Genomic DNA, 16,080 nt, shown 5'->3' on the forward strand with positions numbered 1-16,080 from the left:
GATTACAGTTTCTTGGCTTTCTCGATCGCTTCTTCGATGCCGCCGACCATGTAGAACGCTTGTTCTGGCAGGTGGTCGTAGTCACCGTTGAGGATGCCTTTGAAGCCAGCAATGGTGTCTTTCAGGGAAACGTATTTACCCGAAGCACCGGTGAAGACTTCAGCCACGAAGAACGGCTGCGACAAGAAGCGCTGGATCTTACGAGCACGGTTTACCAACTGCTTGTCGGCTTCCGACAGCTCGTCCATACCCAGGATCGCGATGATGTCCTTCAGCTCTTTGTAACGCTGCAGCACGTACTGAACACCACGAGCGGTCTCGTAGTGATCGTTGCCGATCACGTTCGGGTCCAGCTGACGCGAAGTCGAGTCCAGTGGGTCTACCGCCGGGTAGATACCCAGGGAAGCGATGTCACGGGACAGAACGACGGTGGCGTCCAGGTGAGCAAACGTGGTCGCTGGCGACGGGTCAGTCAAGTCGTCCGCTGGTACGTATACGGCCTGGATCGAAGTAATCGAACCTTGCTTGGTCGAAGTGATGCGCTCTTGCAGCACGCCCATCTCTTCAGCCAGGGTCGGCTGGTAACCTACTGCCGAAGGCATACGGCCCAGCAGTGCGGATACTTCGGTACCGGCCAGGGTGTAACGATAGATGTTGTCGACGAACAGCAGAACGTCGTTACCTTCGTCACGGAACTTCTCGGCCATGGTCAGACCGGTCAGCGCTACGCGCAGACGGTTTCCCGGTGGCTCGTTCATCTGACCGTAGACCAGGGCTACCTTGTCGAGAACGTTGGAGTCCTTCATCTCGTGGTAGAAGTCGTTACCCTCACGAGTACGCTCACCCACACCGGCGAACACGGAATAACCGCTGTGCTCGATGGCGATGTTACGGATCAGTTCCATCATGTTTACGGTCTTGCCTACACCGGCACCACCGAACAGACCGACTTTACCGCCCTTGGCGAACGGGCAAACCAGGTCGATAACCTTGATGCCTGTTTCCAGCAGCTCGTTGCCACCGGCTTGTTCAGCGAAGGAAGGAGCGGCGCGGTGGATACCCCAGCGCTCTTCTTCGCCGATCGGGCCAGCTTCGTCGATCGGGTTGCCCAGTACGTCCATGATCCGGCCCAGAGTCGCTTTACCGACCGGTACGGAGATGGCTGCGCCAGTGTTGTTGACGTCCAGACCGCGCTTCAAGCCTTCGGTGGAGCCCATCGCAATGGTACGAACCACGCCGTCGCCCAGCTGCTGCTGAACTTCCAGAGTGGTTTCGGCGCCTTGAACCTTCAAGGCGTCGTAGATGCTCGGTACGCTGTCGCGTGGAAATTCCACGTCGATAACGGCGCCGATGATTTGAACGATACGTCCGCTACTCATAGCTGGATCCTCTGAATATTTGAACCGTTAAACCGCGGCAGCGCCGCCGACGATTTCCGAGATCTCTTGGGTGATCGCAGCCTGACGCGCCTTGTTGTAGATCAGCTGCAAATCGCTGATCAAATCACCGGCGTTGTCGGTAGCGTTCTTCATCGCGATCATCCGCGCAGCCTGCTCAGCCGCGTTGTTCTCGACCACCGCCTGGTACACCTGCGACTCCACGTAACGCACCATCAAGCCGTCAAGCAGCTCTTTGGCGTCAGGTTCGTAGAGGTAGTCCCAGTGGTGCTTGAGTTCTTGATCCGGGGTCGCCACCAATGGAATCAACTGCTCCACGGTAGGCTGTTGCGTCATGGTGTTGATGAACTTGTTGGATACCACGGACAGGCGGTCAATACGGCCGTCCAGGTAGGCATCCAGCATCACCTTGACGCTGCCGATCAGATCATTGATCGACGGCTCTTCACCCAGGTGGCTGATAGCTGCAACGACGTTACCGCCGAAGTTGCGGAAAAAGGCCGCACCCTTGCTACCAACGACACACAGATCGATCTCGACGCCGTTTTCGCGGTTTACCGCCATGTCCTTGACCAGGGCCTTGAACAGGTTGGTGTTCAAGCCGCCGCACAGACCACGGTCACTGCTCACTACGACATAACCGACGCGCTTTACTTCGCGATCGATCATGAACGGGTGGCGGTATTCCGGGTTGGCGTTGGCCAGATGCCCAATTACCTGGCGGATACGCTCCGCATAAGGACGGCTAGCAGCCATGCGCATTTGTGCCTTGCGCATTTTGCTGACCGCCACTTTTTCCATGGCGCTGGTAATTTTTTGCGTGCTTTTGATGCTCGCAATCTTACTGCGAATCTCTTTTGCGCCTGCCATGTAACACCTATCAGGTTAGCAAGCGGGAGCCTTGCGGCTCCCGCTGCGGCTTACCAGGTTTGGGTGGCCTTGAACTTCTCGATACCAGCCTTCAGGCCAGCGTCGATTTCGTCATTGAAGTCACCTTTAACGTTGATCTTCGCCATCAAATCGGCGTGATCGCGGTTGAAGAAAGCAATCAGCGCTTGTTCGAAGCTGCCGATCTTGGCGATTTCAATGTCAGTCAGGAACCCACGCTCAGCGGCATACAGCGACAGCGCCATGTCAGCGATCGACATCGGTGCGTATTGCTTCTGCTTCATCAGCTCGGTAACGCGCTGACCATGCTCAAGTTGCTTGCGGGTCGCTTCGTCCAGGTCAGAAGCGAACTGGGCGAATGCCGCCAGTTCACGGTACTGAGCCAGAGCGGTACGGATACCACCGGACAGCTTCTTGATGATCTTGGTCTGAGCGGCACCACCCACACGGGATACCGAAACACCGGCGTTCACTGCAGGGCGGATGCCCGAGTTGAACATGGCCGATTCCAGGAAGATCTGACCGTCGGTGATGGAAATCACGTTGGTCGGAACGAACGCGGAAACGTCGCCAGCCTGGGTTTCGATGATCGGCAGTGCGGTCAGGGAACCGGTTTTGCCGGTCACTGCGCCGTTGGTGAACTTCTCTACGTACTCTTCCGAAACGCGGGATGCGCGCTCCAGCAGACGGGAGTGGAGATAGAACACGTCGCCTGGGTAAGCTTCACGGCCTGGTGGACGGCGCAGCAGCAGGGAAATCTGGCGGTAAGCCACTGCTTGCTTGGACAGATCGTCATAAACGATCAGCGCGTCTTCACCGCGGTCGCGGAAGAATTCACCCATGGTGCAACCGGAGTACGGAGCCAGGAATTGCAGTGCTGCAGATTCCGAAGCGCTCGCTGCAACGATGATGGTGTTAGCCAGTGCACCGTTTTCTTCCAGCTTGCGAACCACGTTGGCGATGGTCGATTGCTTCTGACCGATTGCCACGTAGACGCAGAAAATGCCGCTGTCTTTCTGGTTGATGATCGCGTCGATCGCCAGAGCGGTTTTACCGATCTGACGATCACCGATGATCAGCTCACGCTGGCCACGGCCGACAGGGATCATGGCATCGACAGCCTTGTAGCCAGTCTGTACAGGCTGGTCTACCGACTTACGCCAGATCACGCCCGGAGCAACTTTCTCGACCGCGTCGGTCTCGGTGTTGCCCAGTGGACCTTTGCCGTCAACAGGGTTACCCAGTGCGTCGACAACGCGACCCAGCAGTTCCTTACCAACCGGAACTTCGAGGATGCGGCCGGTGCACTTGGCGCTCATGCCTTCAGCCAGAGTCGTGTATGCGCCCAGTACAACGGCACCTACGGAGTCTTGCTCCAGGTTGAGGGCCATACCGTAGACGCCGCCCGGAAACTCGATCATCTCGCCGTACATGACGTCGGCCAGACCGTGAATCCGCACGATACCGTCAGATACGCTGACGACAGTGCCTTCGTTACGGGCTTGGGAGGTCACATCGAGCTTTTCGATGCGGCCCTTGATAATTTCACTTATTTCGGAAGGATTGAGTTGCTGCATTGCTCTGCTGCCCCTTCAAACTCAAGATTTCAATGCTTCGGCAAGTTTCGCGATTTTGCCGCGAATCGAGCCATCGATAACCAGGTCGCCGGCGCGGATAACGACACCACCTATAAGGGCAGCATCCTCCGCAACTTGCAGGCGCACTTCCCGGTTGAGTCGTGCACTGAGAACCTTGGCGAGTTTGTCTTGCTGTTCTTGGTTCAATGCAAAAGCACTGGTCACTTCAACGTCTACCGATTTCTCTTGTTCGGCCTTGTACAGGTCGAAAAGAGCGGCGATCTCCGGCAGAAGCGGGAGACGGTCGTTTTCGGCAACGACATTGATGAAGTTCTGTGCCTTGGCATCAAACTTGTCGCCGCACACGTCAATGAACGTGGCGGCCTTTTCTGCGCTCGTCAGTCGCGGGGCCTTGAGCACGCGCTGCATGGTGTCATCTTGTGACACCGCTGCAGCCAGGCCGAGCATGGCTGACCAATTGGCCAGTTGCTGGTGGGCCTGAGCGTGCTCGAAGGCCGCCTTAGCGTAAGGTCGGGCCAACGTGGTCAGTTCTGCCATGATCGCCCTCGCTTAGATTTCAGCAGCCAGTTGGTTAACCAGCTCTGCGTGCGCGTTTTGATCGATTGTGGCACCCAGGATCTTCTCGGCGCCGCCGACAGCCAGCAAGCCCACTTGGGCGCGCAGCTTGTCTTTGACACTGTTCAGTTCCTGTTCGATCTCGGCTTGAGCCTGAACCTTCACACGGTCAGCGTCGACACGGGCCTTTTCAACGGCCTCTTCGACAATCTGGTTACCGCGTTTCTTGGCTTGCTCGATGATTTCAGCTGCCTGAGCTTTCGCTTCGCGCAGTTGCTGACCCGCTTTCTCTTGGGCCAACTCCAGGTCGCGAGCTGCACGGCTGGCAGCGTCCAGACCATCAGCGATCTTCTTTTGACGTTCGTGCAGAGCTGCGATGACCGGAGGCCATACGAACTTCATGCAGAACAGTACAAAAATCAGGAACGCAACGGACTGGCCAATCAGGGTCGCATTAATGTTCACGCCAACACCTCGCAGTTACGTTGTCCATCACACCAAATCACTCGGAAAATCCGAATGATTAGCCAGCGATTTGACCAACGAACGGGTTCGCAAAGGTGAAGAACAGAGCGATACCAACACCGATCATGGTTACGGCGTCGAGCAGACCGGCAACGATGAACATTTTAACTTGCAGCATTGGAACCATTTCTGGCTGACGCGCTGCGCCTTCCAGGAACTTGCCGCCCAGCAGGCCGAAACCAATTGCGGTACCCAGTGCGCCCAGGCCGATCAACAGTGCAACAGCGATAGCGGTTAGACCAACTACAGTTTCCATCTTTCCTCCCGACTTTTACGTCGTATGGTTTAGGTTTTTTAGATTAAAGCGGTAAAACAAATCGTTTCATGGTGCCCCGTGAGGAGCCCCTTCCCGTTTGACCGGGAAGGACATCAGACTAGTCGAGACTGGTCTTAATGGTTTTCTTCGTGCGCCATCGACAGGTAGACGATGGTCAGCATCATGAAGATGAACGCCTGCAGGGTGATGATCAGGATGTGGAACACAGCCCACGCCCACTGCAGGACAACACCCAGGCCGCTGAGCCAGAGCAGGCCGCTGCCGAACATCACAGCGATCAGGATGAACACCAGCTCGCCGGCATACATGTTGCCGAACAGACGCAGAGCCAGAGAGATCGGTTTGGCGATCAGGGTCACGAATTCCAGCAGGAAGTTCACCGGGATCAGCAGGGCCTGAACGAAGATGTTCTTGCTGCCGAACGGGTGCAGGGTCAGCTCGCCGATGAAGCCGCCGAGGCCCTTGACCTTGATGCTATAGAAAATGATCAGTGCGAAAACCGAGAACGCCATGCCCAGGGTCGCGTTCGGGTCGGTAGTCGACACGGCGCGGAACGGGATGTGGTGGTCGCCGGAGATCAGGATGGCCAGCTGAGGAATCCAGTCGACCGGTACCAGGTCGACGGCGTTCATCAGGAACACCCAGACGAAGATGGTCAGTGCCAGCGGTGCAATCACCGGGCTACGGCCATGGAAGCTGTCTTTCACGCTGCCATCGACGAATTCGACCAGGACTTCAACGAAGTTCTGCAGTGCACCCGGCTGACCGGAAGTCGCCTTCTTGGCCGCCATGCGGAAAAGAAGAACGAAGATCAGACCCAGCGCGACCGACCAGCCGAGAGTATCGACGTGGAAAGCCCAGAAGCCCATTTCCTTGGCTTCTGCTGCGGTGTGGGCAAAGCCCCAGCCGCCGTTGGGTAGCTGACCGAAGGTCAGGTTCTGCAAGTGGTGCTGGATATAGCCCGAAGCGGTTGTTTCTGCCATGGTTGCCTCAAACGCCCTAAGGTCTCGAAAGTCTTGTTCTCATCAGCAGGGGAGCGAACCAGCTGACCGACTGAGTCAGCACGAAGGCGCCGAATACAGCGATCGGCGCCAGTGGCTTCACACCTGCGAACACCAGTGCAAACAGCACTGCCGTCAAAATCAGTTTGCCTGCCTCGCCGGCATAGAAAGACCGGACGATGGACTGGGCTGCTCGGGCGCCGGAAAACCGAAATGCCTTGTGAGCGAAATAAACATTGGGCAGCAAGGCTATCAGGCCTCCGCAAAGTCCCGAGTATCCGGCAACGACTCCGTGCCATTGCCAGAGCGCCAAAGCGGCAATGAGCAAAATGACAAATTGAGCCATTAACACCGGAAAAACCGCCAGGCGATGGAACGGCAGGCGGTTTGGCTTGCGGGTTTCCATCACTATTGCTCTCCAATGGTCGGCTGCCGAAATTCAATAACTTGGCATAATTTGTGCCGACAAAATGCGCGCAGAGTATAGGGGCGGTTCTGCCCCTATTCAACTGTCAGGTAGTGATTTCCGACTGCGCGCTACAAGAGCAATTGTTTCAGCGGATGTGTGCGAGCACACCTTGAAGCTCGTCGAGGGAGTTGTAACCGATCACCAACTGACCCTTTCCCTTCTTGCCGTGGCGAATCTGCACCGCAGAGCCTAGGCGCTCGGCCAGACGTTGCTCGAGACGAGCGATATCCGGGTCGGGTTTGGACGGTTCGACCGGCTCCGGTTTGCCACTCAACCACTGACGAACCAGTGCCTCGGTTTGGCGCACGGTGAGGCCGCGTGCGACAACATGTCGCGCCCCTTCCACCTGCTGATTGTCCGGCAGACCGAGCAATGCACGGGCATGACCCATTTCCAGGTCACCGTGGGACAGCATGGTCTTGATGACTTCCGGCAGGGCAATCAGGCGCAAAAGGTTGGCCACGGTGACGCGGGACTTACCCACAGCCTCGGCAACCTGTTGCTGGGTGAGCTGGAATTCCTGCTGCAAGCGCTGCAGGGCCACCGCTTCTTCGATAGGGTTCAGATCTTCGCGCTGGATGTTCTCGATCAGCGCAATGGCGATCGCGGTTTCATCCGGCACGTCGCGGACCATCGCAGGAATGGTTTCCTGGCCGGCCTGCTGACTGGCGCGCCAGCGGCGCTCGCCAGCGATGATTTCAAAACGGCCACCACCAATCGGGCGAACCACGATCGGCTGCATCACGCCCTGAGCCTTGATCGACTGCGCCAGCTCTTCCAGCGCCTGCGGATCCATGTCCCGGCGCGGCTGGTACTTGCCACGCTGCAGGAGGTCCAGCGGCAGGTGCTGCAACTCACGGCTGTCAGCCTGCGCTGCCTGTTCTTCCAGCGAACTGACAGTCGGACCGCTCAGCAGCGCATCCAGTCCTCGTCCGAGACCTCGTTTCTTGACGGCCATGGGGATTCCTTAAGTTGGCTGGGCAGCGGCGATGCGTGAATTTTTGCGCTGACGGCGAACCATCTCGCCGGCCAGGGCCAGATAAGCCAGCGCGCCACGCGATTGCTTGTCGTAGGCGAGCGCCGGCATGCCGTAGCTCGGGGCTTCAGCCAGACGGATATTGCGCGGGATCACCGTGTCGTACAGCTGATCGCCGAAGTGTTCCTTGAGCTGGGCCGAAACGTCGTTCATCAGACTCAGGCGCGGGTCGTACATGGTCCGCAACAGGCCTTCAACTTTCAGGTTCGGGTTCAACAGCTCGGCGATGCGCTTGATGTTATCCACAAGGTCGCTCAGACCTTCGAGCGCAAAGTACTCGCACTGCATGGGGATAATGACCCCGTCAGCGGCGACCAGTGCGTTCAATGTGAGCATCGACAGCGACGGCGGGCAGTCGATCAGAATGTAATCGTAGTTTTCACGGATCGGCGCCAGCGCACTGCGCAGACGGCTTTCCTTCATCTGCATTTCCAGCAGCACCACTTCGGCCGCCGTCAGGTCGCGGTTGGCCGGCAGCAGTTGATAACCGCCGTGTTCAGAGTAGTGCATGGCCTGAGCCAGATCGCATTCGCCGATCAGCAGGTCGTAGACCGAGTTTTCCAGGCCATGTTTATCCACACCGCTACCCATGGTGGCGTTGCCCTGTGGATCGAGATCGATCAACAGCACCCGGCGCTTGGTCGCGACCAGGGATGCTGCGAGGTTGATGCAGGTGGTGGTCTTGCCCACACCACCCTTCTGGTTCGCTATCGCGAATACCTTAGCCATTCTTGCTTGTGTTCCCAATCATGCCGTGCGGCGCAGTATCAGCAGATGGCGTTGGCCTTGGCAACCGGGTACGGCCAGGGCGTGTTCGCTATCGAGTTTGAAGTCTGCCGGCAATGCTACCAGCTCATCGGCCGGATGGACGCCCTTCATTGCCAGCCAGCGCGTATCGGCGTCGCCGAGGTGGCGAGTCCAGTTGGTGAAGTTCTCCATGCTGCTGAACGCCCGGGAAATGATCCCGTTGAACGGCTGTGCAGGCTGGAATGCTTCGACGCGACTGTGGATAACTTGCAGGTTATCCAGTTTGAGTTCGAGTTTGACCTGGGTCAGGAAGCGGGTTTTCTTGCCGTTGCTGTCCAGACAGGTCACTTGCGAGTCCGGATACAGGATCGCCAGAGGGATCCCCGGCATGCCGCCGCCGCTGCCGACATCCAGCCAGCGGCCGTTTTCGATGAACGACATCACGCTGAGGCTATCGAGCAAGTGACGGGAAACCATTTCGTCCGGATCGCGAACGGCGGTCAGGTTGTAGGCCTGGTTCCATTTGATCAACAGGGCCAGATAACCCAGCAGCAATTCGTGCTGGGTTTCAGTGAGATTGACACCGAGCTCGCGGGCTCCTGTGGATAACTCTTCGGCGTGTTGCGAAGTGACCTTAGAACTCAAGCGCTTTGCTCCAACTGACGGCCCGCGCCGCGTTTTTTCAAATGAATCATCAACAGCGAAATCGCTGCCGGGGTCACACCCGGGATCCGCGAAGCCTGGCCCAGCGTCTCGGGACGAGTCGCGCCAAGCTTGCTCTGGATCTCCTTGGAGAGACCGGAAATGTTGGTGTAATCGATATCCACAGGCAGTTTCGTGTCTTCGCTTGCACGCAGACGGGCGATTTCGTCCTGTTGACGGTCGATGTAACCGGCGTATTTGGTCTTGATCTCGACCTGTTCGGCGACCTGTGGATCTTCGGCGCCCTGCCCGGTCACTTCGACCAGACCAGCGTAGTCGATTTCCGGACGGCTCAAGAGATTGAGCAGGTTGTATTCGTGAGTCAGCGGCGTGCCGAATTTCTCGGCAATCGCATCGCCCTGCGGAGTGCCCGGGCGAACCCAGGTGCTTTTCAGGCGCTGCTCTTCGAGTTCGATGCTTTCGCGTTTCTTGCAGAACGCCGCCCAGCGCGCGTCATCGACCAGACCCAGCTCGCGACCTTTTTCGGTCAGACGCAGGTCGGCGTTGTCCTCACGCAGGATCAGGCGGTACTCGGCACGGGAAGTGAACATGCGGTACGGCTCTTGAGTACCGAGGGTGATCAGATCGTCGACCAATACCCCGATGTACGCTTCATCGCGACGCGGGCACCAGGCTTCTTTGCCTTTCGCACGCAGTGCAGCGTTCGCGCCAGCCAGCAAACCCTGGGCGCCGGCTTCTTCGTAACCGGTGGTGCCGTTAATCTGACCAGCGAAGAACAGACCGCCGATGACTTTGGTTTCCAGGCTGTACTTCAGGTCGCGCGGATCGAAGTAGTCGTACTCGATCGCATAACCCGGACGCACGATGTGCGCGTTTTCCATGCCGCGGATCGATTGCACGATCTGCAACTGCACATCGAACGGCAGGCTTGTGGATATCCCGTTCGGATACAGCTCATGGGTGGTCAGGCCTTCCGGCTCGATGAACACCTGATGGCTTTCCTTGTCGGCAAAGCGGTGGATCTTGTCTTCGATCGACGGGCAATAACGCGGGCCGATGCCTTCGATTTCACCAGCAGCGGAATACATCGGCGAACGGTCGAGGTTCGCGGCAATGATTTCGTGGGTGCGGGCGTTGGTATGAGTAATCCAGCAACTGACTTGCCGTGGATGTTGTTCCTTGTTGCCCATGAACGACATCACCGGGATCGGCGTATCGCCTGGCTGCTCGGTCATCACCGAGAAATCCACAGACTTGCCGTCGATACGCGGTGGCGTACCGGTTTTCAGGCGACCGACACGCAACGGCAGTTCACGCAGACGATGCGCCAGGGCGATCGACGGTGGGTCACCGGCACGACCGCCGGAAAAATTCTGCAACCCGATGTGGATAAGTCCGCCGAGGAACGTACCGGTGGTCAACACCACGGAATCCGCGAAGAAACGCAGACCCATTTGTGTGACGACACCACGTACTTGTTCCTGCTCGACGATCAGGTCGTCAGCAGCTTGTTGAAATATCCACAGGTTCGGCTGGTTTTCCAGAATTTCGCGGACAGCGGCTTTGTACAAAATCCGGTCGGCTTGCGCACGGGTCGCCCGTACGGCCGGGCCTTTGCGGCTGTTCAACACGCGAAACTGGATACCGCCCAGATCGGTGGCCATGGCCATCGCGCCGCCGAGGGCGTCGATTTCCTTGACCAGATGGCTTTTGCCGATGCCACCGATAGCCGGGTTGCAACTCATGGCACCGAGGGTTTCCACGTTGTGCGTCAGCAGAAGGGTTTTTGCACCCATGCGTGCTGAGGCCAGTGCTGCCTCGGTACCGGCATGACCGCCGCCGATGACGATCACTTCAAAACGGGAAGGGAAATCCACCACGCACCTCGTGCCTGCTTAAGTAGGTAATTCAGGAATAGTTTGAGATCAGGTTTCTGGACCTGGTCGGCAAGTATAGGGACTTCGCCCTTCCTAAAGAACCCTTTGCACAAAATTTAACCAGCTGTGGAGAACTCGCGGTTAAAAGAATAAAAAAGAGAGAAATTTATAAAACCTTTGTTTTAAAGCTTATTCTTACTGCCCATGATTTCTGTGGATAGATTTCTACAGGCCTTTATTTTCGATGTGTACAGAGATTCAAAACCCTGTGGCCATGTCGCCATGAGGCCCTTGGATAACCGGTGTAAGCCTGTGGATGAATGAGGTGGTTATCCACAGCGGCAGTTATGTTCAGTTTTCAGGCCCTGTTATCAACTGCCCTCAGCGGCAGTTATTCACAGGGCTTAATCCACAGAAATCAGGTGAATGAAGGAATCGCGGACACGGAAAATCCGCTCAGGAACAGGAATCTGTCCGGCACTGGAGGAAGGAAATACTAGAAGGGGGGACAGACAGGTCGCGAACGGACCTGTCTGTGGACAACGGAAGGGTTATTTACCGATGCAGAAGCTGGAAAAGATTCGTCCCAGCAAATCATCTGAACTGAAGGCGCCGGTGATTTCCCCGAGAGACTGCTGGGCCTGACGCAGGTCTTCGGCCAACAGCTCACCAGCACCCGCCAAGGTCAGTTGGGCACGTCCATGTTCCAGGGCATCACTGGCATGACGCAGGGCTTCGAGGTGCCGGCGGCGTGCGCTGAAGCTGCTTTCCGATGTTTGTTCGTAGCCCATGCAGGCTTTGAGGTGATCACGTAGCAGGTCCAGACCTTCACCGGCAGACTTGGCGCTCAGGCTGATCGTCACGTGGCCATCGTCACTGACTTCCAGGGCAATAGGTTCACCGGTGAGATCAGCCTTGTTACGAATCAGGGTGACCTTCGCCGGATCTGGCCGGGTTTCAAGGAATTCCGGCCACAGGGCGAATGGATCGGCGGCCTCTGGCGCAGTGGCATCGACGACCAGCAGCACTCGGTCAGCCTCGCCGATGGCTTTCAACGCTCGTTCAACGCCGATCTTTTCCACATGGTCATCGGTATCACGCAGACCGGCGGTGTCCACAACGTGCAGCGGCATGCCGTCGATGTGGATATGTTCGCGCAGGATGTCCCGAGTGGTGCCGGCTATTTCGGTCACGATCGCGGCTTCACGACCGGCCAGTGCGTTGAGCAGGCTGGATTTGCCGGCATTCGGACGACCGGCAATCACCACGGTCATGCCGTCACGCAGCAACGCACCCTGCCCGGCTTCGCGCAATACGGTGGATAACTCGTTACGAACCTTGTCGAGCATGCTCAGGACATGGCCATCAGCGAGGAAGTCGATTTCTTCTTCCGGGAAGTCGATAGCCGCTTCTACATAGATCCGCAGGCCGATCAACTGTTCGGTAAGGTTGTGCACGCGTTGGGAAAATGCACCCTGCAATGAACGCAGGGCATTGCGCGCGGCCTGTGCGGAACTGGCTTCGATCAGGTCGGCGATGGCCTCGGCCTGCGCCAGATCGAGTTTGTCATTGAGGAACGCTCTTTCGCTGAACTCACCGGGACGGGCCAGACGGCAACCCAGTTCCAGACAACGCTTGAGCAACATGTCGAGGACGATCGGGCCACCGTGGCCCTGCAGTTCCAGTACATCTTCGCCGGTGAACGAGTTCGGTCCGGGGAAATACAGAGCCAGACCTTCATCCAGCACCTGTTGATCGTCACTGAAGAACGGGCCGTAGTGGGCAAACCTTGGTTTCAGTTCACGGCCGCTGATGGCTTTGGCCGCAACGCTGGCCAGCGGCCCGGAAATTCGAACGATGCCCACGCCGCCACGGCCCTGGGCGGTAGCGACAGCTGCGATGGTTTCACGAGGTGCGCTCATAAACCGGTATCCAGACAAAAATGGCAGATAGCAAAACGCCCCACTAGGGGGCGTTTTGAGTGGTGTTATCCACAGAGTAAGTTACGCCTCGGCTTTTTTCGTCGCCGCTTCGATCTTACGCGTGATGTACCACTGTTGGGCAATCGACAGGCAGTTGTTCACAACCCAGTACAGCACCAGACCTGCCGGGAACCACAGGAAGAAGAAGGTGAAGATGATTGGCATCATTTTCATCACCTTGGCCTGCATCGGATCCGGAGGTGTAGGGTTCAGACGCTGCTGGATGAACATGGTCGCGCCCATGATGATCGGCAGGATGAAGAACGGATCCTTGATCGACAGGTCGGTAATCCACAGCATGAACGGCGCCTGGCGCATTTCCACGCTTTCCAGCAGAACCCAGTACAGGGAAAGGAAAACCGGCATCTGCACCAGGATCGGCAAGCAGCCACCCAGCGGATTGATCTTCTCTTTCTTGTACAGCTCCATCATGGCTTGCGACATTTTCTGCCGGTCATCGCCATGTTGCTCTTTCAGTGCAGCCAGTTTCGGAGCCACGGCGCGCATGCGGGCCATCGACTTGTAGCTGGCGGCCGACAGAGGGAAGAAGATCCCTTTGATCAGCATGGTCAGGAAGATGATCGACCAGCCCCAGTTGCCGACGATGCTGTGGATATGTTGCAGCAGCCAGAAGATTGGCTGGGCAATGAACCACAGAATGCCGTAGTCGACAGTCAGTTCCAGACCTGGGGACAACTCTTTCAGCACAGCCTGGCTTTTCGGACCGGCGTAAAGAACAGCGCTGGTCTCGACTTTCGCACCCGGTGCAGCGGTCAACGAAGGACCGGTGTAACCGATGATGTAGTTGCCTTTGCTGTCTTTACGGGTCTGGACGATGTTGTTTTCGCCCTTCGGAGCAACCCATGCAGTCACGAAGTAGTGTTGCAGCCAGGCTACCCAGCCACCAGTGACGGTCTCCTTGAGCTGAGCTTTGTCCATGTCCTTCATGGACACTTTCTTGTACGGCTCGGAACTTGTCCACAGGGCGGCGCCCAGGTAAGTCGCGGTACCGGTAGCAGTTGTGGACGAAGGATCGGCGCTTGCATCGCGCTTCAGCTGGGCAAACATCGAACCGGACCAAGGCTGAGCGCTCTGGTTGTCGATCAGATAGGTCACGGTCACGTCATACAGGCCACGTTTCAGAGTGAAACGTTTGATGTAATTGACGCCGTCCTTGCTGAATTTCAGGTCGACGACCAGTTGGTCCTGACCGTCAGCCAGTTGATAAGTCTTCTTCTCCGAGGAGTAGATCGGACGACCGGCCGGGTTTGCATCCGGACCGTTGGTGCCAATCAGACCGCTCTGTGCCAGATAAGTACGTTCGCCACCGTTGTCGAACAGCTGGAACGGAACGTCCGGACGATCCTGACGACGTGGATACAGCGGCAAGGTCAGCTGGGCAACATCGCCACCTTGTGGATCGATCGCGAGATCGAGCACGTCGGTCTTGATCTGGATCAGATCCTTGCTGACAGCGACCGGCGTTTCGGCAGGTGCGCTGGTATCGCTTGCGGCGCGCGGAATATCGTCACTGGCAGCAGCATTATTGCCAGTGGCGGTGTCCGGCAAACCGGATGTAGTCGTACTGGAAGCAACATTCTGAGTCGGCAGGGCAGCCTGGCCATAGTCCTGGTTCCATTTAAGGACCATGACGTAGGACACGATTGCCAGGGCGACGATCAGGATCGTGCGTTTGATATCCATGATTACTCGGCCATCGAAGAAGAACGGGAGGTAGGGATAGGTGGAACCGGGTCATAACCACCGGGATTCCACGGATGACAGCGACCTAAACGACGAAAGGTCAGCCAGCCACCGCGCAGAAGGCCATGATTTTCGATGGCTTCATACGCGTAGCAAGAACAACTGGGGTAGAAACGACAGTGACTGGCCATCAGGGGACTAATGGCGTAGCGATAAAACTGGATCGGAACGAGTGCCAGTTTACGCATCTGGACTGTCTACCCCTACAGTTTCGGTTTTGACTGCTGGTACCGGCTTGTTGCGTGCCAGACGTTTCCAGAGTTTGCCGAAATGCTGAATCAATTCGGGGTTTTCTACGTCACCCAAACCTTTGCGCGCGACGATAACGATGTCCCAGCCGACCAGTGAATCCTGGTGCAGGCGAAACGATTCGCGCATAAGACGTTTGAGGCGATTGCGCTCGACGGAGAGCTTGACGCTCTTTTTCCCGATAACCAGCCCGAGACGGGGGTGATCGAGATCGTTGTTGCGCGCAAGGAGCAGGAGATTTTTCCCCGGAACCTTGCCGGTAGGGGAGTCAAAGACTGCCTTGAAATGCCGGGGAGTAAGCAGACGCTTTTCCCGACTGAAGTCCTGACTCACCTCCAGTGCCGGATTATCAAACTGCCAGACGTGCGCGGCCTTTGGCGCGACGACGCGACAGTACGGCACGACCGTTCTTGGTAGCCATGCGAGCACGGAAACCGTGGGTACGAGCGCGTTTGATAGTGCTTGGTTGGAAAGTACGTTTCATGTCGTGTTACCTGGTTCGTCCACAACGGGCCGGAATGGCCCCCGTTTTAAGAGACCGGGGATTCTAGAGAAAGCAAGCCAATAGGTCAATTTCCAACCAACGTTTCCTTATAAATAGATCTTCGGAGCTGACAGGACCTGATTACCCGGTTTGCCAAAGATAAAAATAAAGAAGGGAATTATTTAAAGCTTTTCTGTAAAGCTTGTAAAAGCTAGGTGCACGGTTCGCTGTGGATAACTGGCTCAAGACCTTGTTTCAAGCGATGTACAGAGAATGACAACTACAGTGGAAAACCGTGTTCAGCCTGTGCTGCACTGTCGGATAACCTGTGTGTGGAATAGGTGGTTATCCACAGGCTGGTTATCCACCGACTTTCGCCCCCAGTTGTCCAGTGTGCTCAGATAGGGTTATCCACAGAGCTTATACACACACCGTCGGTCGCCTTTTTCGCGTTTAACGCATTGATAAATCATGTCCACCGGGCAACCTGCATGTGGATAAGTGGACGACTGGCCGCTACAATGGCCGCTTGTTTTTGCCTCACCGGCTTTCAACTTAGGGGATATCC

At 56.9% G+C, this 16,080-nt stretch carries 17 protein-coding genes; all 17 read right to left on the reverse strand.

The window, feature by feature from the left end:
• Positions 1 to 2: 2 nt before the first annotated feature.
• The 17 genes from atpD to rpmH all read right to left on the reverse strand — a co-directional run bounded on the left by atpD (position 3) and on the right by rpmH (position 15,512).
• Positions 3 to 1,379, reverse strand: coding sequence for a F0F1 ATP synthase subunit beta (atpD, locus tag LOY31_RS29290; protein WP_007954162.1), 1,377 nt, complete (start codon positions 1,377 to 1,379; stop codon positions 3 to 5).
• Between the two features lie 27 nt (positions 1,380 to 1,406).
• The gene (atpG, locus tag LOY31_RS29295) at positions 1,407 to 2,267 is read right to left on the reverse strand and encodes a F0F1 ATP synthase subunit gamma (protein WP_007954161.1); all 861 of its coding nucleotides are present in this window, start codon (positions 2,265 to 2,267) and stop codon (positions 1,407 to 1,409) included.
• A 50-nt stretch (positions 2,268 to 2,317) separates the two neighbouring features.
• Positions 2,318 to 3,862, reverse strand: a complete 1,545-nt coding sequence (atpA, locus tag LOY31_RS29300) for a F0F1 ATP synthase subunit alpha (RefSeq protein ID WP_085606310.1) — start codon at positions 3,860 to 3,862, stop codon at positions 2,318 to 2,320.
• A 21-nt stretch (positions 3,863 to 3,883) separates the two neighbouring features.
• Positions 3,884 to 4,420, reverse strand: coding sequence for a F0F1 ATP synthase subunit delta (locus LOY31_RS29305; protein ID WP_007911956.1), 537 nt, complete (start codon positions 4,418 to 4,420; stop codon positions 3,884 to 3,886).
• 12 nt (positions 4,421 to 4,432) lie between these two features.
• Positions 4,433 to 4,903 (reverse strand): F0F1 ATP synthase subunit B, encoded by a 471-nt coding sequence (locus LOY31_RS29310; RefSeq protein ID WP_007954149.1) that lies wholly within the window; start codon positions 4,901 to 4,903, stop codon positions 4,433 to 4,435.
• A gap of 58 nt (positions 4,904 to 4,961) precedes the next feature.
• A complete protein-coding gene (gene atpE / locus LOY31_RS29315) occupies positions 4,962 to 5,219 on the reverse strand; it encodes a F0F1 ATP synthase subunit C (protein ID WP_003097235.1) in 258 nt (85 codons plus the stop codon).
• 134 nt (positions 5,220 to 5,353) lie between these two features.
• Positions 5,354 to 6,223 (reverse strand): F0F1 ATP synthase subunit A, encoded by an 870-nt coding sequence (gene atpB, locus LOY31_RS29320; RefSeq protein WP_007954148.1) that lies wholly within the window; start codon positions 6,221 to 6,223, stop codon positions 5,354 to 5,356.
• Positions 6,224 to 6,239: 16 nt separating this feature from the next.
• Complete coding sequence (locus LOY31_RS29325; RefSeq protein ID WP_003229783.1) at positions 6,240 to 6,647, reverse strand: F0F1 ATP synthase subunit I; 408 nt, start codon at positions 6,645 to 6,647, stop codon at positions 6,240 to 6,242.
• 148 nt (positions 6,648 to 6,795) lie between these two features.
• Positions 6,796 to 7,668, reverse strand: a complete 873-nt coding sequence (locus tag LOY31_RS29330; RefSeq protein ID WP_064600630.1) for a ParB/RepB/Spo0J family partition protein — start codon at positions 7,666 to 7,668, stop codon at positions 6,796 to 6,798.
• 9 nt (positions 7,669 to 7,677) lie between these two features.
• Complete coding sequence (locus LOY31_RS29335) at positions 7,678 to 8,475, reverse strand: ParA family protein (RefSeq protein ID WP_007954142.1); 798 nt, start codon at positions 8,473 to 8,475, stop codon at positions 7,678 to 7,680.
• Positions 8,476 to 8,493: 18 nt separating this feature from the next.
• Positions 8,494 to 9,138, reverse strand: a complete 645-nt coding sequence (rsmG, locus tag LOY31_RS29340) for a 16S rRNA (guanine(527)-N(7))-methyltransferase RsmG (protein WP_007911906.1) — start codon at positions 9,136 to 9,138, stop codon at positions 8,494 to 8,496.
• On the reverse strand, positions 9,135 to 11,033 hold the full coding sequence (gene mnmG, locus LOY31_RS29345) for a tRNA uridine-5-carboxymethylaminomethyl(34) synthesis enzyme MnmG (RefSeq protein WP_007954140.1): 1,899 nt from the start codon (positions 11,031 to 11,033) through the stop codon (positions 9,135 to 9,137). The genes rsmG and mnmG overlap by 4 nt, the downstream gene beginning before the upstream one ends.
• Positions 11,034 to 11,584: 551 nt before the next feature.
• Entirely contained in the window at positions 11,585 to 12,955 is a 1,371-nt protein-coding gene (mnmE, locus tag LOY31_RS29350; RefSeq protein WP_085606314.1) for a tRNA uridine-5-carboxymethylaminomethyl(34) synthesis GTPase MnmE, read from the reverse strand.
• Positions 12,956 to 13,036: 81 nt separating this feature from the next.
• Positions 13,037 to 14,719 carry a membrane protein insertase YidC gene (gene yidC / locus LOY31_RS29355; RefSeq protein ID WP_074689782.1) on the reverse strand — a complete coding sequence of 561 codons (1,683 nt, stop codon included), beginning with the start codon at positions 14,717 to 14,719 and terminating at the stop codon, positions 13,037 to 13,039.
• Between the two features lie 2 nt (positions 14,720 to 14,721).
• Complete coding sequence (gene yidD / locus LOY31_RS29360; RefSeq protein WP_010465488.1) at positions 14,722 to 14,967, reverse strand: membrane protein insertion efficiency factor YidD; 246 nt, start codon at positions 14,965 to 14,967, stop codon at positions 14,722 to 14,724.
• Positions 14,960 to 15,361, reverse strand: coding sequence for a ribonuclease P protein component (gene rnpA / locus LOY31_RS29365; protein ID WP_011336726.1), 402 nt, complete (start codon positions 15,359 to 15,361; stop codon positions 14,960 to 14,962). The genes yidD and rnpA overlap by 8 nt, the downstream gene beginning before the upstream one ends.
• Before the next feature lie 16 nt (positions 15,362 to 15,377).
• Positions 15,378 to 15,512, reverse strand: coding sequence for a 50S ribosomal protein L34 (gene rpmH, locus LOY31_RS29370; RefSeq protein ID WP_003213577.1), 135 nt, complete (start codon positions 15,510 to 15,512; stop codon positions 15,378 to 15,380).
• Between the last annotated feature and the right edge of the window lie 568 nt (positions 15,513 to 16,080).

Origin of the sequence: Pseudomonas sp. B21-021, assembly GCF_024749205.1 — a bacterium.
GTDB classification, from domain to species: Bacteria; Pseudomonadota; Gammaproteobacteria; order Pseudomonadales; family Pseudomonadaceae; genus Aquipseudomonas; species Aquipseudomonas paraglycinae.